Source organism: Corynebacterium sp. TAE3-ERU16 (assembly GCF_019209935.1).
GTDB lineage: Bacteria > Actinomycetota > Actinomycetes > Mycobacteriales > Mycobacteriaceae > Corynebacterium > Corynebacterium antarcticum.
The window spans coordinates 76,656-96,501 of record NZ_JAHUTN010000003.1; the positions used below are offsets into that span (position 1 = coordinate 76,656).

The 19,846-nt window shown below is 66.7% G+C and carries 21 protein-coding genes and 3 tRNA genes; 13 read left to right on the top strand and 11 right to left on the bottom strand.

Going from position 1 to position 19,846, the window contains the following annotated elements; all coding sequences use genetic code 11:
• Nucleotides 1–101: 101 nt before the first annotated feature.
• The gene (locus KRX55_RS04235; protein ID WP_218406560.1) at nt 102–824 is read left to right on the top strand and encodes an IclR family transcriptional regulator; all 723 of its coding nucleotides are present in this window, start codon (nt 102–104) and stop codon (nt 822–824) included.
• A gap of 128 nt (nt 825–952) precedes the next feature.
• On the opposite strand, the gene KRX55_RS04240 is transcribed toward KRX55_RS04235, so the two are convergent.
• Together KRX55_RS04240 and KRX55_RS04245 are read right to left on the bottom strand one after the other, a co-directional pair.
• Complete coding sequence (locus tag KRX55_RS04240) at nt 953–2,320, bottom strand: LPXTG cell wall anchor domain-containing protein (RefSeq protein ID WP_218406561.1); 1,368 nt, start codon at nt 2,318–2,320, stop codon at nt 953–955.
• Between the two features lie 408 nt (nt 2,321–2,728).
• Nucleotides 2,729–2,801, bottom strand: a tRNA-Glu gene (locus tag KRX55_RS04245).
• Between the two features lie 223 nt (nt 2,802–3,024).
• Here KRX55_RS04245 and KRX55_RS04250 point away from each other — a divergent pair.
• The 4 genes from KRX55_RS04250 (at nt 3,025) to KRX55_RS04265 (ending at nt 6,158) form a co-directional block, all read left to right on the top strand.
• Complete coding sequence (locus KRX55_RS04250; protein WP_255567557.1) at nt 3,025–4,035, top strand: ATP-binding cassette domain-containing protein; 1,011 nt, start codon at nt 3,025–3,027, stop codon at nt 4,033–4,035.
• The gene (locus KRX55_RS04255; protein WP_218406563.1) at nt 4,032–4,784 is read left to right on the top strand and encodes an ABC transporter permease; all 753 of its coding nucleotides are present in this window, start codon (nt 4,032–4,034) and stop codon (nt 4,782–4,784) included. Before KRX55_RS04250 ends, KRX55_RS04255 begins: the two co-directional genes overlap by 4 nt.
• A complete protein-coding gene (locus KRX55_RS04260; protein ID WP_218406564.1) occupies nt 4,781–5,545 on the top strand; it encodes an ABC transporter permease in 765 nt (254 codons plus the stop codon). Before KRX55_RS04255 ends, KRX55_RS04260 begins: the two co-directional genes overlap by 4 nt.
• 79 nt (nt 5,546–5,624) lie before the next feature.
• Entirely contained in the window at nt 5,625–6,158 is a 534-nt protein-coding gene (locus KRX55_RS04265; RefSeq protein ID WP_218406565.1) for a hypothetical protein, read from the top strand.
• 16 nt (nt 6,159–6,174) lie between these two features.
• Here KRX55_RS04265 and KRX55_RS04270 read toward each other — a convergent pair whose 3' ends face one another.
• The 3 genes from KRX55_RS04270 to KRX55_RS04280 form a co-directional block, all read right to left on the bottom strand.
• Nucleotides 6,175–6,714 carry a VanZ family protein gene (locus KRX55_RS04270; protein WP_218406566.1) on the bottom strand — a complete coding sequence of 180 codons (540 nt, stop codon included), beginning with the start codon at nt 6,712–6,714 and terminating at the stop codon, nt 6,175–6,177.
• A 172-nt stretch (nt 6,715–6,886) separates the two neighbouring features.
• Nucleotides 6,887–7,663: a histidine phosphatase family protein gene (locus KRX55_RS04275; RefSeq protein WP_198737299.1), complete on the bottom strand. Its 777-nt coding sequence runs from the start codon at nt 7,661–7,663 to the stop codon at nt 6,887–6,889.
• 182 nt (nt 7,664–7,845) lie between these two features.
• A complete protein-coding gene (locus KRX55_RS04280; protein ID WP_218406567.1) occupies nt 7,846–8,766 on the bottom strand; it encodes an MFS transporter in 921 nt (306 codons plus the stop codon).
• Nucleotides 8,767–8,858: 92 nt separating this feature from the next.
• Between KRX55_RS04280 and KRX55_RS04285 the strand changes: the two genes are divergently transcribed.
• On the top strand, nt 8,859–9,086 hold the full coding sequence (locus KRX55_RS04285; RefSeq protein WP_218406568.1) for a hypothetical protein: 228 nt from the start codon (nt 8,859–8,861) through the stop codon (nt 9,084–9,086).
• Between the two features lie 358 nt (nt 9,087–9,444).
• Here KRX55_RS04285 and KRX55_RS04290 read toward each other — a convergent pair.
• The 3 genes from KRX55_RS04290 to gltX all read right to left on the bottom strand — a co-directional run bounded on the left by KRX55_RS04290 (nt 9,445) and on the right by gltX (nt 11,245).
• A tRNA-Glu gene (locus KRX55_RS04290) sits at nt 9,445–9,517 on the bottom strand.
• A 26-nt stretch (nt 9,518–9,543) separates the two neighbouring features.
• Nucleotides 9,544–9,615 (bottom strand) — tRNA-Gln (locus KRX55_RS04295).
• Between the two features lie 145 nt (nt 9,616–9,760).
• The gene (gltX, locus tag KRX55_RS04300) at nt 9,761–11,245 is read right to left on the bottom strand and encodes a glutamate--tRNA ligase (protein WP_218406569.1); all 1,485 of its coding nucleotides are present in this window, start codon (nt 11,243–11,245) and stop codon (nt 9,761–9,763) included.
• Nucleotides 11,246–11,298: 53 nt separating this feature from the next.
• Between gltX and KRX55_RS04305 the strand changes: the two genes are divergently transcribed.
• Nucleotides 11,299–12,420 carry an isochorismate synthase gene (locus tag KRX55_RS04305; protein ID WP_218406570.1) on the top strand — a complete coding sequence of 374 codons (1,122 nt, stop codon included), beginning with the start codon at nt 11,299–11,301 and terminating at the stop codon, nt 12,418–12,420.
• Here the strand turns inward: KRX55_RS04305 and KRX55_RS04310 are convergent.
• The 3 genes from KRX55_RS04310 to KRX55_RS04320 form a co-directional block, all read right to left on the bottom strand.
• The gene (locus tag KRX55_RS04310) at nt 12,413–13,009 is read right to left on the bottom strand and encodes a class I SAM-dependent methyltransferase (RefSeq protein ID WP_218406571.1); all 597 of its coding nucleotides are present in this window, start codon (nt 13,007–13,009) and stop codon (nt 12,413–12,415) included. The two genes, KRX55_RS04305 and KRX55_RS04310, sit on opposite strands and share 8 nt — an antisense overlap.
• A gap of 13 nt (nt 13,010–13,022) precedes the next feature.
• The gene (locus KRX55_RS04315; protein WP_218406572.1) at nt 13,023–13,427 is read right to left on the bottom strand and encodes a hypothetical protein; all 405 of its coding nucleotides are present in this window, start codon (nt 13,425–13,427) and stop codon (nt 13,023–13,025) included.
• A gap of 71 nt (nt 13,428–13,498) precedes the next feature.
• Nucleotides 13,499–14,296 carry a fumarylacetoacetate hydrolase family protein gene (locus tag KRX55_RS04320; RefSeq protein ID WP_218406573.1) on the bottom strand — a complete coding sequence of 266 codons (798 nt, stop codon included), beginning with the start codon at nt 14,294–14,296 and terminating at the stop codon, nt 13,499–13,501.
• A 208-nt stretch (nt 14,297–14,504) separates the two neighbouring features.
• Between KRX55_RS04320 and KRX55_RS04325 the strand changes: the two genes are divergently transcribed.
• From KRX55_RS04325 to KRX55_RS04350, 6 genes are all read left to right on the top strand, one after another.
• The gene (locus tag KRX55_RS04325) at nt 14,505–15,611 is read left to right on the top strand and encodes a sensor histidine kinase (protein ID WP_218406574.1); all 1,107 of its coding nucleotides are present in this window, start codon (nt 14,505–14,507) and stop codon (nt 15,609–15,611) included.
• A complete protein-coding gene (locus KRX55_RS04330) occupies nt 15,608–16,222 on the top strand; it encodes a response regulator transcription factor (RefSeq protein WP_218406575.1) in 615 nt (204 codons plus the stop codon). The genes KRX55_RS04325 and KRX55_RS04330 overlap by 4 nt, the downstream gene beginning before the upstream one ends.
• Nucleotides 16,223–16,317: 95 nt before the next feature.
• Entirely contained in the window at nt 16,318–17,268 is a 951-nt protein-coding gene (locus tag KRX55_RS04335; protein ID WP_218406576.1) for an ABC transporter ATP-binding protein, read from the top strand.
• Between the two features lie 13 nt (nt 17,269–17,281).
• A complete protein-coding gene (locus KRX55_RS04340; protein WP_218406577.1) occupies nt 17,282–18,043 on the top strand; it encodes an ABC transporter permease in 762 nt (253 codons plus the stop codon).
• Nucleotides 18,040–19,122 carry a sensor histidine kinase gene (locus tag KRX55_RS12015; protein WP_218406578.1) on the top strand — a complete coding sequence of 361 codons (1,083 nt, stop codon included), beginning with the start codon at nt 18,040–18,042 and terminating at the stop codon, nt 19,120–19,122. The genes KRX55_RS04340 and KRX55_RS12015 overlap by 4 nt, the downstream gene beginning before the upstream one ends.
• Entirely contained in the window at nt 19,113–19,733 is a 621-nt protein-coding gene (locus tag KRX55_RS04350) for a response regulator transcription factor (protein WP_200259100.1), read from the top strand. The genes KRX55_RS12015 and KRX55_RS04350 overlap by 10 nt, the downstream gene beginning before the upstream one ends.
• Nucleotides 19,734–19,846: the final 113 nt, after the last annotated feature.

Sequence of the window (19,846 nt, forward strand, 5' to 3'; positions counted from 1 at the left end):
ACCTCCATATTCGTATATTCGGATCAACTGCGGGACAGCGCGGTTGAGGGTGCCACGCAACACCCTCGCTTTCCCACAACATGAGATGTTAATATCAGAATATGGGACAGTATAACTCACCGGACGCCAACGAAGGAAGCGGGATCAAGGTCCTCGACCGTGCCGTGCTCATCCTCTCCACGGTCGCCGAACAGCCCCGCTCACTGGCGGAACTCTGCGAGTCGACCGGACTCCCCCGGGCCACCGCGCACCGACTCGCAACCGCACTCGAGGTTCACAACATGCTGACGCGCACCGGTGACGGCAGATGGTGCATCGGGCGGACGCTCACGACACTCGGGGCGAACGCCTCCGACAAGCTCATCGACGCCGCCCGCCCCGTGATGAGCGCACTCATGGAGACCACCGGTGAATCCGTGCAGCTCTACCGGCTGACGGGAACGACCCGCACCTGCATCGCGTCCCTCGAGCCACCATCGGGCCTGCAGAACACCGTCCCCGTCGGATCCCGCATGTCCCTCACCGCCGGATCCGCGGCACGGGTATTCATGGCCTACGCCTCCCCGCAGCTCCGGGGTGTGATCCTGCCCGACGCCGCATTCACCACCGACGATCTCGAGCGGGTCCGCCGCCTCGGCTACGCGGAATCCGTCAGCGAGCGCGAGACGGGTCTGGCCTCCCTCAGTGCACCGGTGTTCGAGGACGCCGCCATGGTCGCCGCCCTGTCGATCTCGGGACCTGCGGAGAGACTGCGCCCCCACCCGGGGCAGAAGTGGGGCGTCGAGCTCAGCAGGGCGGCGCGGGAACTGTCCGCACAGCTGTGAGGACGCGGCCCGACGGCCGGACCGAGGCAACCCGGGGCTCCCGGGCCCCGACAGACGGGAACCGGGGCCCGTGGGTGCCGATCACCGGTGGGTGATCAGCACCGGACCCCGGCACCGACCTGAGAGAATCAGCTCCTCTGTCTCCGCATGAAGACCAGGAGTGCACCGATCACGAGAGCCAGCAGGCCGGCGGCGAGAAGGCCGACCACGTCGGCACCCGTCGAGGCGAGAACCCCGGACTTTTCTCCACTATCAGGAGCCTGATCGGTCGACGGCGCGGCGGGCGCCGGCGCGGCTGCCTCCGGTGAAACGGGGGAATCGCCGGCATTACCCGACGCGCCCGGAGCGGAACTACCTGACGACCCCAGAAGGGAGCTTCCGAGAGCCGCCCCCAACAGGGCCCCTCCGGACAGCAGGGCGTCATCGGCGGACTCCTGACGGATGAGGAACAGTGGGTCGTGGGCCTCCATCAGAGCGTTGGTGACCTTCCCGTTGGAGGTCACCGCCGCCATGTCCGCGTGGTAGCTACCCAGCCGGTCGATCACCGACACGCAGTTGACGGCCTGGCCCGGGGCGACGCTCAACTCCTCCGGGAACTCGAACTTGGCCTTGTTGACACCGTCCTCGGTGAACCGCGAACCCTCGACGGTGAATTCCGCACCATCGAGGTAGCTGGCCTGACCCGACGCAGCCTTGTCCACGGTGCAGGTCAGCGGCTCGTCAACCACCGCGGTGTCCCTGTCCGCGGTCTGCACGACCGTGCCCTCGACGGTGAAGTCAATGTTCGAATCCACCAGTTCCAGCATGGTCAGGGCCTCGTCCGACAGTTCCGGGACGCTGACACGGTAGCGAACCTCGACTGAATCGCCGGCCACGTGCACCGGATCGGTGCCCTTCTGACCGTCACCCTCCGGCAGCGACTCCACGAACTTCTTCACGCCGACGCCGACGCCGGCCTCGCAGGAGGAACGGTATTCGACGATGCGCCCCTCGGATACGGAGACCCCCTCGGGTCCGGACACGATCTCCCAATCCGTCGGGGAGGTCGGCTGAAGGACGATAGGCGTCTCATTCGCCGTGCATCCCGGTGCGGCGGTGTTCTCCTTCAGGATCAGCTGGGTCGTCGCCCCATCATCCTTCTTCTGGTCCCAGCCGACACCGTCAGGAAGCCGGTCTTGGAGAGAAATACCGGATCCGGAGACTTCGAAGGAACCCAGATCAGATATCTCACCAGACACGTCCTTGAAACTGACGTCGTACTTTGCACCTTCCCTGGCCTGGCCGGTGGCACTGTCAACGACGCGGAAGGTCAACGGGGCTTGTCGAACCTCCGGCCCCTCCTCGCTCGGGGTGGGTTCTGACTCCACCTCGGACCGCTGCTCGACAGTGGCCTCGGCCCCGCCTGTCGGGACCTCATCCTCGGCTGCGGCGGGGGACACCACAGATCCGGCCAACACCATCATCACACTGACCGGAATCATCCAGCGCTTCTGCATAGTTCTCCTCTTTAAGAGCGGGTTCCGAGACCACTGCCGCCTCCCCCGGGGACACGTCGTTCCTCCGGGAAAAGTTCTGTGTTCGGGTTTTAGATCACCGCGATCTACGGTGCTAACGAATTAGACGATAGCAGGAAAAAAAGACACGGACAGCACGGGTTTCAGAGTCAGAACACGGGTTACACCCGCGTACTCACCCCCGCTCCAGGTCCGGTTCCCGGAGCAGGATTTCCTCGGCGCGGATCAGTCCGACCGATGCCACAGCAGCAACCCTGGAGCACGCCCGTGACCCGAGGAACCGCCCCACCACTGCCACCGACGACACCCCGTGGGCCACCACCCGACCCCGGAAGCGCTGGACAGACGAAAAGGCCGGGCGCAGATCTACCGCGCCCGGCCTTTCACTCGTACCCCGTACGGGATTTGAACCCGTGTTACCGCCGTGAGAGGGCGGCGTCCTAGGCCCCTAGACGAACGGGGCATGCCCTGTGGACCCGCACTACTCTAGGCGACCACCCGATGGGTAACAAATCGCCTGAATAGAGGGTATTTTCCGCACCGTCCGGAGGAACCCACACCGCAAGTCAACCACCACCGTCACAACCGCTCACAGTACTCCGGGCAGCACTTCTTTTGCACAATGCAGACGGAATTGCTAAATTATGTTCATTGTTAGATTAGGGTCGACTCACACAAGGAGCCCGATGATCACCTCCGCCCCCGCATCCCCGCCATCGACCATTCTCGACGTCCGCGGTCTGCACTGCGACCGCGGTGGCACCGAGATACTCAAGGGGGTCGATCTGGCCATCCCCGCCGGTGGGATCCTCGCGGTACTCGGTGCCAACGGCGCGGGAAAGACCACACTCATCAACGTCCTGAGCACCCTCATCCCCTACAGCTCCGGTTCGGTGAGCGTCGCCGACCATGACCTGGGATCCGACCCGAGCGGCGTCCGGAACTCGATCTCCCTCACCGGCCAGTTCGCCGCGGTGGACCAGGAACTGACCGGGACGGAGAACCTCGTGTTCTTCGGGCGACTCGCCGGTCTGTCCCGCAGAGCGGCCCACGACCGTGCAGCGGAACTGTTGACGGAGTTCAATCTCAGTGACGCGGCGGACAAACGCCTGTCGGACTACTCGGGCGGAATGCGGCGTCGGCTCGACATCGCCGCATCACTCGTCGTACCTCCCGCCCTCCTGTTCCTCGACGAGCCATCGACCGGACTCGACCCGGAGTCCCGGGAGGCGCTGTGGACACAGATCCTCGATCTGCGGGATCACGGAATGTCGATCCTGCTGACCACCCAGTACCTCGATGAGGCGGACCGACTGGCGGACCGTGTCGCCGTACTCCGGGACGGCCGGATCATCGCCGTGGACACACCGCAAAACCTCAAGTCCGCGTACGGCCGCCACCGGTGCTCGGTCTCTTTCCCGGACCACGCCTCGGCCGTGACGGCCGGGCGAATCCTCACGGAACGCGGGTACACAGCCCGGAGCAACGATCTCGTGGTGGGCGACACCGGTGTCGTCGAGCTTCTCGTCCGTTCCGGCTTCACCGAGCTCAACCCCCTCCTGCAGGCGATCGACTCGGCGGGACTCACGATCACGGACGTCGGGATGACGCCGCCCTCCCTGGACGACGTCTACTTCGCCCTCGCCCGTTCCGGGGTGCAGACCCCGCAGGGGCCGGCCGGGGACGGTGACCGGTGAACACGCTCACGGCACTGTGGACCCGCGGAATTCTGCGCTTTCTCCGGAACCGCGCGGCGATGATCTCGGCGCTGTTCATCCCCGGTATCTTTCTCGTCTGCTTCTACAGCGTCTTCTCCGACGCGACGGCCATCTTCGGCATCGACTACGCGACCTTCCTCTATCCGGCGGCGATGATGCAGGTGATCGTGTTCGCCTCCGGCGGTTCCGCCCTCGACGTGACACTCGACCGGGAGAACGGCATCCACTCACGTCTGGAGACGATGGCGGTCAGTCCGATCCAGATCGTCACTGGACGACTACTGACCGATGTCACCCGCGTCACCATCTCCGGGGGCGTGGCCACCCTCATCGCGGTTCTCCTCGGGGCACGCATCGACGAAGGCGCGTGGCGGATCGTGGTGGTGTTCGTGGTCTTCCTCCTGCTCACACTCACGTTCTGCGCGGGCTTCTGCGGGTTGAGTCTGCTCGGCCGGAAACCGACGTCCACGGCACTGCTGATCCAGTCCCTGGTCATGCCCTTCATCCTCTTCTCGACGGCGTTCATCCCCGCCGAGGCGATGTCCTCCACCGTCCGACCGATCATCACCCACATGCCGCTGTCACCGATCCTCGACACCGTCCGCGCCATCATGACCGGTGCCGAACTGGATCGGGGAACGACCATCGAAGCCGGGGTATGGCTGATCATCCTCACGGCTGTCGCGGTCGTCGGTTTCTCCGCCGCATTCTCCAGGGAGCACAAGTGACCCAGTCCATTCTCTCCTCCGCTGTCACACACGCCCGACGACTCTTCCTCGGTTGGCGCCGCAACCCGTCCGCCGTCGTCAACACCCTCGGGCCCCCTGTCCTGATGACGCTGATCACCCGTGCGATGTTCGGTGATCTCATCCGCGCCGTCCACCCGGACGGTGAACTCGACCTCCTGCCGCTGACCGTCATGTTGATCTTCGCGGTGGAGTTCATGCTCGCGATCTCCACGTCCGCGGAGATGATCCGGGAAAAGCGCCTCGGCCTGACCGCACGGTTCGCCACCACCCCGTCCGGGATCCGCTCGTACATCGCCGGAAACCTGCTCTTCATCCTGTTCCGGATGATCCTCGGCGGCCTACTCGTCGTCGCGGTCGCCGTCCCCTGTGGACTTCGGATACACACGATCACAGCCGGGGTGTGGCTGGCGGCGTTCATCGCCCTCGCCGGACTCACAGCCGGAGCACTGTCCGTACTGATCGGATCCGTATTCCAGACCCCGGAATCAGCGATGGTGATCGCACCGTTGGTGATGATCCTCCAGTTCTTCAACGAGGGTCTGATGCCCGCGGAGAGGTTCGTCGCCGCTGTCCGGCCCCTGGCGGTGAATTCCCCGGTGAGCCATGCGGTCCGTACGGCGACCGGGCTGAACGACGGTACCGGTGTCGGGGACTCGCTCACCTTCAGTCTCCTCTGGTTCGGCGGACTTCTTCTGGTGTTCTCCTGGGGGGCGCTGCGGGCATCCAGGCGAAGTCTCTGACAGCAGATCCTCCCCCCCCCCCTGAATATGGTGGGGACCTGCCCCCCCCCCGACCGACCGCGCCGGTAGCCTCGGCACCATGTCTACCTACCCCTTCGAACATTTCCTCTGGATCACGTTCATCTTCGCGGCCGTCCCGTCGGCCGTGTGGGCCGCGATTCTCGCGGTCCTCGCCTGGCGGTTCCCCGATGACCGTTCCGCGTCCGGACCGGGGCTGTGGCTGACCGGGCTCATCGGGTTCGCCTTCGGTATTCTGGCGGCCGTCGGCTGGTTGAGCTGGTCGGCGGACGACCACGGAGGAATCACGGCCCCCGGGTTCCCGCCGCCGACCAACTTCCCCTCCTGGCAGATCGCGGCCTGCGCCCTCACGGTCGGTGTTCTCTGGTTCCTGGCGGCCCGGTTGTCCTCGTGGCGGAAGCTCGGCGGGTTCAGCGCCGCAATCGGGGTGACCGCGGGGCTTGTCACCGCGTTCTGCATCGCGGCCGCGACGGACATTACGGGCCAATCGGGAGTCGGTGCCGTGTTCCTCGGCGCAGGCGCCGGTGTCTCACTGGCGTTCTGCGCCGGCACCCGGGCGACCTTTCTGGGCAGGTCGCGGGATACCTCAGCGTAGCGTCAGATTTGCCGGATCAGCGTAGTTCGACGATCTTCTCCGCGTCGCCGAGCCGGTCCCCGAGCCCCACGAGCACGAGGAACACCGCTCCGAGGAAGAACGACAGGCCGACCCACAATCGGTGGAACCTCGGTCCGCAGAGCCCGGCGAACCATGCGCCGAGAAAAGCACCCAGCGTGTTGAACAGGATGTCGGTGACGTCGGAGTGCCCGAGCACGAAAACATACTGCAGTATCTCGATGCACAGGCTCACCGCCGCACCCACGAGGGTCACCCTGCGGAGCGGGTTCGACTCCGATTCGACGATGATGTACAACAGCACGCCGAGGGGAACGAAGAATGCGACGTTTCCCACCCCGTCGAACAACGGCGCGAACCAGCTCGATCCCCGCAAAGCCTCCGCGAGGGGCACGAGTTCCAGGGACCGGGTGCGTTGATTTTCCGGGCGCCACAGGTGACCGATGACAAAGAATGCCTTGAGCATGGTCAGTGCGATCATCACCCCGCCGTAGACGAACAACGCTCCGAAAGCCGCCTGCCGACGTACTGCGACCATGTGGCGGTTCCCCTCTTTCGACCCCCCAGACGGTTGAGGGCCCAGAATACCACCGGGGGTGGTGGGCCAGGCGTCCACGATGGGGAACCGACGGCGAAAGGCCGGTGGGCTCCCCTGGAGGAGAGCCCACCGGCCTCAGAAAACCTGCACTACCACATGCGGCGAATCATGATCACATGGCTAGCTTGGGCCACTCTTCAGCGGTGATCCGGGTGACGACCTCGAAGCTGTCGCCCTCGGGCTTCACGATGTAGGTGGTGCCCTGCGGCTCCGGGTAGATACCCGTTGCGGCGTCGAAGACATCGTCATGGCCGACGATGACGTTGTTCATGCCCTCAGCGGGCATGGTCTCGAGCATCGGGGTCATGTTGTCCTTCATGATCTTGAGCTGCTCCGCCGTGTACTCCTCGGCGGGCTGGAAGTTCAGCTTCGAGTTCTTCTCGTAGCGGCCGAATGCGAGTTCAGCGGTGTTGTACGCACGGCAGTACTCACTGGAGACGACCTCGCCGACCGGGATCTCGAGCTTCTTGAAGGCTTCGCCGATCTCCTTGGCCTGCTTCTTGCCGAGGTCATCGAGCTGACGCTGGGTCGAGCAGTCATCGAGCTTCATGTTCGGATCAGCCTGGTCGGCGTAATCCTTGGCGGTGTGGCCGTGGCGGATGAAGATGACATAGCCACCGTCCTTGAGGTCCTTGACGATCTCCTCCGGGGCAACCACGTTCTCGAACTTGGCCTGCTCCTCGGAGTCATCGTCGTCGCTCTCGGCCTTCGTACTGCTCATGGTCGAGGACTCGTCGGAAGCGGTCTCCGACGAGGCGGACGAAGCCGAGCTCATTTCCTCGGTGGTCTCGTCCGCGGAGTCGGAGCTGCAGCCCGACAGTGAGCCGGCAACGACCATGATGCTGGCGGTTGTGACGAGACTGAGTCGACGGATTCTGGAAATCTTCATACTTTTCTGCTCCTTGATTTGGTGAATGCTCATTTAGCCTAACCTATCCTCTTTGCCTCAGCACAGGTCCAGACGGGAATAATGGGAGGAAGAACGAAACCGGGCGCCCCGAAGCGGGATATTTTTCATCGGCACACACAATCGAAGGAAGGGCGGGAAAGTACCGCTACTCAGCTGTTATGCTACATTTTTTCAGCCCACCGCAAACCCGGGTGCGGTCTGCCGGTACTACACATGTGATATGTGTCACATTTTCTCGTCGATGTCTCATCCCCCACCATTCGATCCGTCATCCGGGACCCGAAAACGCGGGAAATACACCCCGTCCGGCGAACCGGCGTCAGTGACCGACGCGAAGCTCCGACACAGCGAACCACCCGAGGAATCCGACGACGGTCACGAGCACCGCCGCCTTCCCACACCGGCATCCCGGACATCGCCGCCGCCGGTCCGGACACGGCCCCACCGAATGCGGCCGCGACGTTCATGGTGAGGTCACTGCGCCCCTGCGCCCGGACACGCATCCCGGCGGGGACGACATCGACGAGGAGCGCGGAGGATCCGACGAGCGCAGCCGACCAGCCGAGCCAGAGCAGGGTGAGCGCGATGACCACCATGACGGTCTCGCCGTCGCCGATGATGAGCAGTACGCAGCAACCGGTGATCATGGCGTAGCCGGCCACCACGGTGGGGAGTCTGCCGAAGCGGTCCGCGGTGAAGCCGAGCAGTGGCGCCAGGGCGTGCATGCCTGCGACATGGAGGCTGATCGTCACTCCGATCAGGGTGAGAGCCACACCGTGTTCGTGCATGTGGACCGCGGTGACGACCACCGACACCGATCCAGGCCCGGATACCCGTGAGGCAGGTGGTTCATCCTCCGGCTGCGGTCGCTGCGTGCCTGCGCCGGAATGGATGAGTGCCGGGTCCGGCCGCAGGGCGACCTGAAGTACCGACACGACGAACAGTCGGGCGGAGATGGTGATCACATGGGCCCCGGAATGCGGTGCCAGGGCCAGCGACCACCCCGACATCCCGCTCGGCTCGAAGAGGTTGAGTCCGGTCACCGCACCAACGGTGGTCGCCCAGACCACCAGAGAGATCACGACCCCGCGTCACCGCGGAAACGGAGACGTCGGTGGCGGCGAACCGACTCTGGAGGTTCACCGCAGTCACCGAACCGAAGAGAACGAAACCCATGAGCAGTAGTGGCGGGGAGATCCTCTGGTCCGTCGGCACCGCGCAACCGGCGCCCGCTGTGCCGATGAGCAGGCCGGTAATCAGGGAGAACCGTCGTCCCCTGGACACCACGAGCCGGCCGAGAGGCAGCGCGAAAGCGGCGGCACCCAGGGTGGTGCAGGTCGCCGCGATGCCATCCCATGCCGTGCCCGCCATGCCGGCGGCGAGCAGGCCACCCATCGAGTAGGGGATCCCGCTCGCGAGCCCGGCCATGACCTGGGCCGTCATCAGTGCGCCGGGAACACGGCGGCGGTAGCCGGGCGAGAGGCGGTCACCGGGAGAATTCGAAGTCATGATATGAGACTCCCGCATCCCCAGAGCGGTCATCTCCTTCCGGTGACTGAACGTCACGCCCCGGATACGCAGCGAAGCAGCCTGCCATCACCGCTGCCTGAACAACCGGAACCTGCCGCGATGTCCACGCGCCCGCTATGGCGCACGGCCGAGATACCGGCAGGCCCACCACCCCACACCAGCGATCCACGGCATCCGGGAACACGAAGAACCCCCACACCTCGTGAAGTGTGGGGGTTCTTTCAATCTTGTACCCCGTACGGGATTTGAACCCGTGCTACCGCCGTGAGAGGGCGGCGTCCTAGGCCGCTAGACGAACGGGGCATAAAGGACGCGGAATTTATCCGCTGCTGGCCTACCAGGACTCGAACCTAGAACGACGGTACCAGAAACCGCTGTGTTGCCAATTACACCATAGGCCATCGTCTCACGCGCGGTCTGTGCGATTCCTACCGCTTCGCCGCGCTGTGCAACGAAGAACACTATAACCTCATTGTCCGATCACGGACAAATCAGCAGGTGGCCGACCATTCCTCCCGGCCGACCACCCGACACCCCACCCGCGGGCTACTGTGCGGCGGGCGCGACGGGAGTGATCGCACGGGCGGCACGCAGCCGTGCCAGGGTGGAATCCTTCCCGAGGAGCTCCATGGACTCGAACAACGGCGGGGAGACCTGACGCCCGGATACCGCGACCCGAAGCGGAGTGAACGCCTTGCGGGGCTTGAGTTCGAGCTCCTCGATCAGCGCGTTCTGCAGCGCCTTCTCGATCACCGGGGTATGCCAGTCCTCGACGGCGTCGAGTGCGCTGATGGCGGCGTCGAGCGGCGCGATCGCGTCATCCTTGAGGTTCTTCCGGGCGGCCTTCTCATCCAGCTCCAGGTCGTCGTCGGAGACCACGAGGAACTCGAGCAGGTCCCAGGCGTCGCCGAGGGTCTTGATGCGGGTCTGCACCTGCTCGGCGGCGAAGGCGAACTTGTCCGCCGGGTAGTCCGCCGGGAATCCCTTGTACTCCTCCAGGTAGCTGCGCAGCCGGTCCCGGAAGTCCTCCGGGTCGAGCAGCCGGATGTGGTCGGCGTTGATGGCCTCCAGCTTCTTCTGGTCGAAACGGGCCGGGTTGGCGAGGACGTCGGAGACGTCGAAGTTGGCGATGAGGTCATCGACGCTGAAGATGTCCCGGTCCCTGGACAGCGACCAGCCGAGCAGGGCGAGGTAGTTGAGCATCCCCTCGGGGATGATGCCCGCGTCCCGGTGGTTGAAGAGGTTGGACTGCGGATCGCGCTTGGACAGTTTCTTGTTGCCCTCCCCCATCACGAAGGGCAGGTGGCCGAACTCGGGCGTCCGTTCCGCGACACCGATGCGCTGGAGTGCGGCGTAGAGCGCGAGCTGGCGCGGGGTCGAGGGCAGCAGGTCCTCACCGCGCAGGACGTGGGTGATCCCCATGAGCGCGTCGTCGACGGGGTTGACCAGCGTGTAGAGGGGCGCTCCGTTGGAGCGGGCGACGACGAAATCCGGCTGGGTCGATCTTTTGAACTCGATCTCGCCGCGGACCAGGTCGTTCCAGGACCAGTCCTGATCGGGCATCCGCAGCCGCCAGACGGGTTTGCGGCCCTCGGCCTCGAACGCGGCGATCTGTTCCTCGGTGAGGTCCCGGTCGTGGTTGTCGTAGCCGAGCTTCGGATCGCGGCCCGCCGCACGGTGGCGCTCCTCGACCTCCTCGGCGGTGGAGTACGCCGGGTAGATCTCACCGGCCTCCTTCAGCTTCTCCAGCACGTCGAGGTAGATGTCCATCCGCTGACTCTGCCGGTAGGGCTCGTGGGGACCGCCGACGACGACCCCCTCGTCCCAACCGAGTCCGAGCCACTCGAGGGAGTCGATGATCGCCTGGTACGACTCCTCCGAGTCGCGGGCGGCATCGGTGTCCTCGATGCGGAAGATCAGTTTTCCGCCGGTGTGTCGGGCGTGCGCCCAGTTGAAAAGGGCGGTGCGGACCATACCGACGTGCGGGGTCCCGGTGGGCGATGGGCAGAAGCGAACGCGTACATCAGACATGGTTCCCCATGGTAGTCCAGAGGCGTCCGGGCTCCCCGGTAGACTGTTTGCCCATGCCCAACTCCCGTCCGGTGACCGCCCCAGACTTCCTTCTCTCCCGGGCTCACGGCTCGGTGCGTACCCAGGGCAGCCGCGACACCTTCGACGATCCGTGGGATGCCGTCTCCGCACTCCGCGCCGGCCGCCACGACATGATCGTCGGTGCCCTCCCCTTCGACCCCGGGGCACCGTGCGCACTGACCGTGCCGGAAAAGGTCATCCGTTCGGACTCGCCGCTGGAGCCCCACGCCCACTACCGGTTCGGACCGGGCAGCGAACTGAGTGCCCGGCTGGCCGGGGTCGACCCGGACGAGAGGACGCACCTGTCCCGGGTGTCGGCCGCGGTGCGCACGATCAGCCGCACGCCCCTGCAGAAGGTGGTGCTCGCGCGCGCGGTCGACATCGCCTTCGATCCCCCGGTCGATCCACTCCTGGTGGCGGCCCGACTCATCGACCACTCCGCGAACCGGGACGGTTTCATCGCGGATCTCTCGCCGGCCGGCGGTCGATTCACCGGCCGGATGCTGGTCGGTTCCTCACCGGAGGTACTCGTCCGCAGACACGGCTCCACGGTGAGCACCTATCCCCTGGCGGGCTCGGCGGCGCGACTCGCCGACCGGGACCGCGACAGCCTGGCCGGGCAGCAGCTGCGGTCGTCGAGGAAGGATCTCGGGGAGCACCGTTTCGTGGTGGACGCGATCACCGCGGCGCTGACGCCGTTGTGCTCCTCGCTCTCCGTGCCCGCGCACCCCGAGCTCACCCGGACGAACGAGATGTGGCACCTCGCCACCCCGATCACGGGCGAACTGAAGGATGCCCGCACGACCGCGCTGGAGCTCGCGCTGGCAGTGCACCCGACACCGGCGATCTGCGGGACTCCGGAGGAGGCCGCACGTGCGGTCATCGATTCCGCGGAGACGGACCGCGGATTCTATGCCGGTGCCGTCGGGTGGTGCGACTCCACCGGTGACGGTGAGTACATGGTGGCGATCCGGTGCGCGGAGGTCTCCGCCGACGGGGCGACGGCACGCGCGTGGGCCGGCGGCGGAATCGTCGGTGACTCCGATCCGCGGGCGGAACTCGAGGAGACCACGGCGAAGCTGCGGACGGTGCTCCGGGCACTCGGGATCAGTTGAGCGTCCGACGCGCCCTGAGCACCTGATCGGGATTGTCCGTGTGCGCGTGTCCGCCGGGGGCGGTTCCGGCCTCGTCCACGGTGAAACAGCAGTCCGACAGAAGCTCCGCGATCTCCGGGGGGCGGAGCAGATCCGACACCTCGACGCCCAACCGCGCGGCCTGCTTCGAGGCGTCGGTGTGGTGAACGACGATGAGCGTTCCCCCGGGCGCGACGAGCGCGAGGAGATCGTCGAGATCGCCGGTGCCGCGCCGCAGTGGCACATAGAAGCAGGTCACCAAGTCGAACATCCGGCCGTCCACCGCCCGCATGCCTCCGGTGATCACCTCCACCTCAACGCCCGCGGCCGCCGCAGCTCCTGCGGCGCGGCGGGTGGCGGTGGACACGACGTCGACACCGGTGACCCGCCACCCGTGCTCGGCGAGCCAGACGCAGTCCGCCCCCTCGCCGCAGCCGACGTCGAGCGCCGTCCCCGGGCGCAGCCCGGCGGCGAGATGGGTCAGGGCGTAGTTCGGGCGTCCGCTCCAGCGGCGGGCCCGACCGGTGTAGAGGTGTTCCTCACCCGAGTTGGCGTTGGGGTGGTCGGCCATCGGTGGATCCTTCTCAGCTTGTCACGGGCAGCTGCCTACGCAGCCGCACGACGGGTACGTACACGGCGATCGCCACCGCGGCGTCGGCGACGTTGACGATGAAACGGCTCAGGGAGTCGTCGACGAGCCCGGACCAGGTCACCGCGGTGAGCACCAGCATCACGAGGGTAACCAGGACAGGTGTCCGCAACCCACGGTGCGGGAAGTGCATCTCGACGCAGATCCCGGAGAACACCGCCGCCACGACGGCCAGCACCAGACACGCAAGATGCAGCCCGGAGAACGACGGCGTGCGATCGGGGCTGAAGAAGGGACCGAATGCTCCGGCGTACCAGAAGATCGGGGCGAGGCTGATCACGAGCGCCTGCCATCCCGACAGGCGGAGACCCGGGAAGAATCGACGTTGAGTTTCGTTCATGACCGTCAAGAATAACGGGGACGGGACGGCCCCGCCCCCTTCATGAGGGGCGGGGCCGGGAGGACAGTGGGTCAGGCCCGTTCGACGGGATTTCCGAGTCGACCGATGCCGGGGATCTCGATCTCGATGAAGTCGCCCGGCTCCATCGGCGCGGTACCGGCCGGGGAACCGGTGCAGATCACGTCGCCGGGTAGCAGCGTGATGGACGCGGTGATGAACTCGATGATCTCACCGATGTTCATGATCATCTGGTTGGAGTTGGAGTCCTGCTTGGTCTCCGTCGAACCGTCACGGGTGAGGTGCGCCTTGATCGGCAGGTTGGTGGTGTCGATGGAGTCGAGGTCCGTCTCCATCCAGGGGCCGAGCGGGCAGAAGGTGTCGATGCCCTTGGCTCGGGCCCACTGTCCGTCAGCGAACTGGAGGTCACGGGAGGAGACGTCGTTGACGATGGTGAATCCGCGGATCACGGACTTCCAGTCGTCCGCCTTGATGTTCTTGCAGGGCTTGCCGACGACGAGGGCGAGCTCGCCCTCGAACTCGACGTTGGTGGCGAACTCGGGGATCCTGATGGCGGCACCCGGCCCGATCACCGCGGTGTTCGGCTTGATGAACAGGGTCGGCGGCAGTGATTCCGCGGACTTCTTGAACACCTCGGCGACGTGGTCGGCGTAGTTGCGGCCGATGGCCACGACCTTCGACGGGAGCGAGGGTGCCAGCAGACGGACCTCCTTCAGGGGCCACTGGCGGCCGGTAAAGGAGGGCTCGGTGAATGGGGTGCCCTCGATCTCGCGGCACACCGTTGCATCGCCGTCGCCCTCCACGACCGCGAAGCACAGACCATCAGGGGTGGCAATTCGTCCAAAACGCATGCGGACGATTCTAGCGTCACGGACAACGGGGGGAGACATCGGGGCCGCATCTGTGCTGTCCACGGTTCCCCGGGCCCGCGACACCGGATCACCGGACCCGTGACATATGACAGTGTCCGTACGGTGCGACGTACCGTTTAGTGGGTGCATGAACGGTACGGATCCGTGCACCACCCAGACTGTCCCCCACCCACCGGAGGCCACCCCCGTGACGACAACAGATGAACGTGTCCGATCGAACGCGATCACCGCCGCGCCGGCACTGCTGACGCTCATACCGGGCGTCGTCTACGGTCCGGAGTATCTCCCGTACACGCTCAGCCCCTGGATCCTCTATCCCTGCGTCATCGCGCTCCTGGTGGCGTACGGCGGGTTGTTCCTCTGGCTGTTCCACCGCGGCGAACGCCGTCTCGCACTCCGCCGGCGGGTGTGGGGCGCGGGAGGACTGACGGCCATCGCCGGGCTGATGCTGCCGCTGAACCCGGATTCGTCGGCGGCGGGATTCTTCCTCGCCGCGCTCTGGCTCGTCTGTTCCTGTCCGTGGCGTGTCTGGTTGCCTGGCTGGGCTCTCTTCGTCATTCTCGAGATCGTCGCCCAGTTGTTGACGGCCGTCGGGACGGGGATTATCTTTCTCTACCCCGGTGCGCCGCTCATCCTCATCATCGGGGCCATCCGGGTGTTCACGGGAAGGCAGCGCCGGGGAAGCCTGGAGATCGCGGGAGCGGTGACCTCCGAACGCTCCAGATTGGCTCTCGACATCCACGACACGGTGGGGCAGACACTGACCGCCGCGGTAGTGAAACTGCAGGTCGCCGGGCAGCTCTTCGATTCCGCGTCCTCGAATGGAGCGAGCGCGGATGAACTCGGTGCCCGCGCCCGCAGGGAGATGGATGAATCGGAGGAACTCGTCCGCCGCGCACTGACGGAGCTGCGGGCGCTCATCGGTGATCTCCACGATTCCGGTCTCGCCCGGGAACTCGATCACGCGGAAGACATCCTCACCGCCGCCGGAATCACCCCGGTGATCCCCCGGCGCGGTGTGGAGCTGGTCCCGGAGTCGTTGAGCCCCGTGATGGGGTGGGTCGTGCGGGAGACCGTGACCAACGTGGTCCGGCATTCCGGTGCGGATGAATGCCGGATCCGGGTTGAGTCGGACCGGATCATCGTCACGGACGACGGGCGGGGGCCCGGTGCGACGGATGCCCCCGGCACCGGGACAGCGTCGATGACGAAACGTGTCCGGCAGTCCGGTGGGACACTGCGGATCACCGCAACCGAACCAACCGGAACCCGCGTCGAGGCACGGTGGTCATGACCGGGCGGATACGGATCATCATCGCCGACGATCAGGCACTCGTCCGGGGCGCGGTCGCCGCGCTGCTGTCCCTGCAGGCCGACATCGAGGTCGTCGCCGAATGCGCGGACGGCGCCGAAACCGTTGACGCCGCGCGACGTCTGGAACCCCACGTGTGCCTGCTCGACATCGAGATGCCCGGCATGGACGGACTCACCGCGACGCAGGCGATCCGTGCGCTCCCGAACCCGCCGAAGGTACTCATCGTCACCACCTTCGGGCGGATCGGGTACCTGAAGCGGGCTCTCGACGCCGGTGCCTCCGGGTTCACCGTGAAGACGGCACCCGCGGGCGAACTCGCGGAGGCGGTCCGCCGGGTCCACCGGGGGCTCCGGGCGATCGACCCCGTGCTCGCCCGGGAGTCACTTTCCTCCGGAACCAGTCCCCTGACCGCACGCGAGTGCGACGTCCTCCGACTGAGCCTGACCGGAGACACCATCGCGGGAATCGCCGGACATCTGGGGCTCTCCCCCGGTACCGTACGCAACCACATCAGTCACGCGATGGCGAAAACCCACGCCGTCACCCGGACAGAAGCCGCCGTCACCGCCCGCGAACACGGCCGGATCTAGTTCCGCACCCGATCAACGAGCCATGACATCTGTCACCTCCAGGTGGTGACATTCCGGGGATCCGGAACACCCGGCCCGCAACCGACACTGGGGCCATGAGAAACACAGACCCCACCACACCAGTCATCTCGGTCTCCGGAGTGACGAGGACCTTCGGATCGGGCGACCGTATGGTCCGGGCCGTCGACGACGTCACCCTGGAGATCAACGCCGGCGAGATCGTCGCCCTGCTCGGCCCCAACGGCGCGGGCAAGACGACCCTCATCGACATGATCTGCGGGTTCTCCACACCCGGGGGCGGATCCATCCGGGTGTTCGGCCGGCAGCCGGCCGCGGTCACCGGCAGCGGGCGGATCGCCTGTGTCCCCCAGTCGGGCGGGCTCAATCCCCACCTGACGGTGCAGAGAACCCTGCTGCTCATCGCCGCCGCCCAGGAAGTGGAGACGGGGCGCGTCGACGAGGTCGCCGAACGGGCGGGGATCACCGGTCTGATGAAGCGCCGGGTGAAGAACTGCTCGGGCGGGGAACAGCAGCGCATCAAGTTCGCGGTCTCCCTGATCGCGGATCCCGACCTGATCATCCTCGACGAGCCGACCACGGGCATGGACGCCGGTGCCCGGCGCGAGTTCTGGGCAGCGATCTCCCGGGACGCGGATGCCGGGCGGACGATCATCTTCGCCACGCACTACCTCGCCGAGGCGGAGGAACACGCCGAGCGGATCGTGGTGATGGCACACGGGGCGATCATCTCCGACGGGTCGGTGCGCGATCTCCTGGGTACCCGGGCACGGACGGTGACGATCGCGGCCGTCTCCCCGGAGGACACGGCCCGCGCGTGCACCGGTCTGGACGCCCGGGTGGACGGTGACCGCATCACCGTCGCACCCGGCCACTCCGATGAGCTCGCCCGCCGACTCCTCCGGATCCCGGGCGCCCGGGACCTGATCATCCACCAGCCGTCCCTCGAGCAGGTCTTCCTCGAGCTCACCGCCGAGCCCACGGCCCACCCGACGGCTGCGGGCGTCGACACGCACAGCACTCACTGAAAGGCAGCCGACCATGACAACGACCTTCCTCAACCGCCTCCTCCGCCACACCCTCACCGACATCTCCGTCATGCTCGCCGCGGTGTTCCTCCCCGTGGCGGTGTACCTGGGTGTCACCTTCGACACCGGTCAGTGGAACGTCCCGGCCGGGCCGGTCGCCAACCTGCACTTCATCGTCGCCATGTCCATCGCGCTCTACGGCACCGCGACCGTCGCCGCGAACGAGGGCGCGACGATCACGGCGGAGCGGGACACGAACTGGCTCCGGACCATCGCGCTCACCCGCCTGGGGATGAACCGCTACGTGGCCGTGAAGCTGCTCATCACGTTGGTGGTGTCCGTCGTGCCGATCCTCGCGATCGCGGCGGTCTCCCCGCTGCGTGGCGCCGAGGCCCCGGTCGGCATGTGGCTCGCGGTCGGCGCCTGCTGCCTCGTCGGCGCCGTGATCTTCGGACTCTTCGGCCTCATGATGGGGCTCTGGTTCTCCGGGTCCACGGTCACCCGCTACATGGGGCTGATCATGATGCTGATCGCGTTCACGGGCAACCTATTCCTGCCGCTCGAGGGCGTGCTGCTGGACATCGCGCGCTTCACCCCGATGTTCGGCCCGGGCATGCTCACCCGCTCGGTGATCTGGTACCTGAGTCCCGGCACCGGCGGCGGAGCGGAAGACCAGCTGTTCCCGCTGTGGCAGCTCATCCTTAACATGGGGGCATGGACGCTCATCTTCGTCGCGCTCGCGTGGCTCGGCCACCGGAGGGGACTGCGCAGGTGAGTCCCCGGACCGTGACCGGCGGGCGGGACCGGATCTCCGTCCCGGCGGCGCTGACCACCGCCCTCTGGCTGGTGTTCCTCGCCCCGGCCGTCGGGGAGGCCCTCACCGGGGATCACCCGGCGTGGGTGCGGGTGGCGTCCGTGACCACCATCCTCGTCTTCGGTGCTCTCTACGTCGCCCTGTACGGGTTCCTCCTGACGAAGCGGGCCTCCCCGATGACCCGGCGCCGGTCGCTCGTGGGCCTGACCGGTCTGCTCGGGCTCACGGTGCTCAACTGGCTCCTCATCGGTCCCACCGCGGTCGGCATGCTCTACTACCCGGTCGCGTGGGCCGGGATCGCCCTGCCGATCCTGGTGAGTGCACCCCTGATCGGCGGGTCCGTCGTGGTGTTCTTCCTGGCCGGGATGGAGAACCCGGTGCCGATGTCCATCGGGATCATCATCCTCGGCTGGGCCATGATCCTCACCCAGCACTACCGGTACCTCGGCCTGCGGGAAGCCGAGACGCAGAACAAGCTCGCGATCCTCACGGAGCGGGAGCGCCTCGCCCACGACATGCACGACACCGTCGGGCAGACGCTCACCGCCGTCACCGTCAAACTCCAGCTCGCCGAGCGTCTCGTCGACGCGGCACCGGCGGATGCGCGCGACGAGATCGCGGAATCCCGTGAGCTGACCCGGCGGGCGCTGAACGAGCTCCGCAGCGTCGTGGCGGGACTGCGGGAGTCGTCGCTGGACTTCGAGCTGTCCTGTGCGGCGGACATCCTCGGGGCCGCGGGCATCCGGGCCGACCTGCCCGCTGACCCGCCGGTCGACGGGGACGTGGAGAAGCCGATGTCCTGGGTCGTCCGGGAGGCCACCACGAACGTCGTCCGCCACTCCCGGGCACGGACCTGCCGGATCACCGTCGGCCCGCGCAGGCTCGTGGTCACCGATGACGGCACCGGGTTCCGGGCCGACCCGGATCCGGGCGGCAACGGGCTGCGCTCGATGCGGAGCCGCGTCGAATCAACCGGCGGGACATTCACGGTGGACACCGGGGAGAACTCGGGGACGACGGTGGAGGCGACATGGCCGTGACAGACGGCATCCGCGTCCTCATCGCCGAAGACCAGGCGCTCGTCCGGGGAGCGCTCGTGGCCCTGCTCAACCTCGAGCGCGACATCGACGTCATCGCCGACTGCGGCGACGGCGCCACCGCCGTCGATCTCGCCGCCTGCCACCGGCCCGACGTGTGCCTGCTCGACATAGAGATGCCCGTGACGGACGGGATCACCGCGACCCGGGAGATCCGCGCGCTGGATGATCCACCGCGCGTGCTGATACTCACCACCTTCGGGCGCGCCGGGTACCTGCGCCGCGCGATGGATTCCGGAGCCAGCGGCTTCATGGTGAAGGACTCCCCGGCGGAGGAACTCGCCGAGGCGATCCGCCGCATCCACGCCGGGCTCACCGTGATCGACCCCGCACTCGCCCGGGACTCACTCGCGGCCGGCACCAGCCCGTTGACCGACCGTGAGGCAGAGCTTCTCCGGCTCGCGCTCACCGGGGCGACGGTGGCCGACATCGCGTCAAGTGTGCACCTGACCCAGGGGACGGTGCGCAACCACCTGAGCCGCGCGATAGCCAAGACCCACACCGCCAACCGGATGGAGGCCGCCGTCACCGCACGGGACCTCGGCTGGATCTGAGACGGGCTGTTCCCCGGCGCGGGCACGGTACGTGGGTGGCGGTCGGGACGGTCCCACCGGGATCAGCGGTGCCCGTCAGTTCCCATGCGGCCACCGGTGGTTTCCCGCGGCAG

What these genes read in the sequence shown, in the direction of transcription:
- KRX55_RS04235 (WP_218406560.1), top strand. Translation starts at nt 102, where the DNA reads ATGGGACAGTATAACTCACCGGACGCCAACGAAGGAAGCGGGATCAAG.
- KRX55_RS04240 (WP_218406561.1), bottom strand. Translation starts at nt 2,320, where the DNA reads ATGCAGAAGCGCTGGATGATTCCGGTCAGTGTGATGATGGTGTTGGCC.
- KRX55_RS04250 (WP_255567557.1), top strand. Translation starts at nt 3,025, where the DNA reads ATGATCACCTCCGCCCCCGCATCCCCGCCATCGACCATTCTCGACGTC.
- KRX55_RS04265 (WP_218406565.1), top strand. Translation starts at nt 5,625, where the DNA reads ATGTCTACCTACCCCTTCGAACATTTCCTCTGGATCACGTTCATCTTC.
- KRX55_RS04270 (WP_218406566.1), bottom strand. Translation starts at nt 6,714, where the DNA reads ATGGTCGCAGTACGTCGGCAGGCGGCTTTCGGAGCGTTGTTCGTCTAC.
- KRX55_RS04275 (WP_198737299.1), bottom strand. Translation starts at nt 7,663, where the DNA reads ATGAAGATTTCCAGAATCCGTCGACTCAGTCTCGTCACAACCGCCAGC.
- KRX55_RS04285 (WP_218406568.1), top strand. Translation starts at nt 8,859, where the DNA reads ATGAGCAGTAGTGGCGGGGAGATCCTCTGGTCCGTCGGCACCGCGCAA.
- gltX (WP_218406569.1), bottom strand. Translation starts at nt 11,245, where the DNA reads ATGTCTGATGTACGCGTTCGCTTCTGCCCATCGCCCACCGGGACCCCG.
- KRX55_RS04305 (WP_218406570.1), top strand. Translation starts at nt 11,299, where the DNA reads ATGCCCAACTCCCGTCCGGTGACCGCCCCAGACTTCCTTCTCTCCCGG.
- KRX55_RS04310 (WP_218406571.1), bottom strand. Translation starts at nt 13,009, where the DNA reads ATGGCCGACCACCCCAACGCCAACTCGGGTGAGGAACACCTCTACACC.
- KRX55_RS04315 (WP_218406572.1), bottom strand. Translation starts at nt 13,427, where the DNA reads ATGAACGAAACTCAACGTCGATTCTTCCCGGGTCTCCGCCTGTCGGGA.
- KRX55_RS04320 (WP_218406573.1), bottom strand. Translation starts at nt 14,296, where the DNA reads ATGCGTTTTGGACGAATTGCCACCCCTGATGGTCTGTGCTTCGCGGTC.
- KRX55_RS04330 (WP_218406575.1), top strand. Translation starts at nt 15,608, where the DNA reads ATGACCGGGCGGATACGGATCATCATCGCCGACGATCAGGCACTCGTC.
- KRX55_RS04335 (WP_218406576.1), top strand. Translation starts at nt 16,318, where the DNA reads ATGAGAAACACAGACCCCACCACACCAGTCATCTCGGTCTCCGGAGTG.
- KRX55_RS04340 (WP_218406577.1), top strand. Translation starts at nt 17,282, where the DNA reads ATGACAACGACCTTCCTCAACCGCCTCCTCCGCCACACCCTCACCGAC.
- KRX55_RS04350 (WP_200259100.1), top strand. Translation starts at nt 19,113, where the DNA reads ATGGCCGTGACAGACGGCATCCGCGTCCTCATCGCCGAAGACCAGGCG.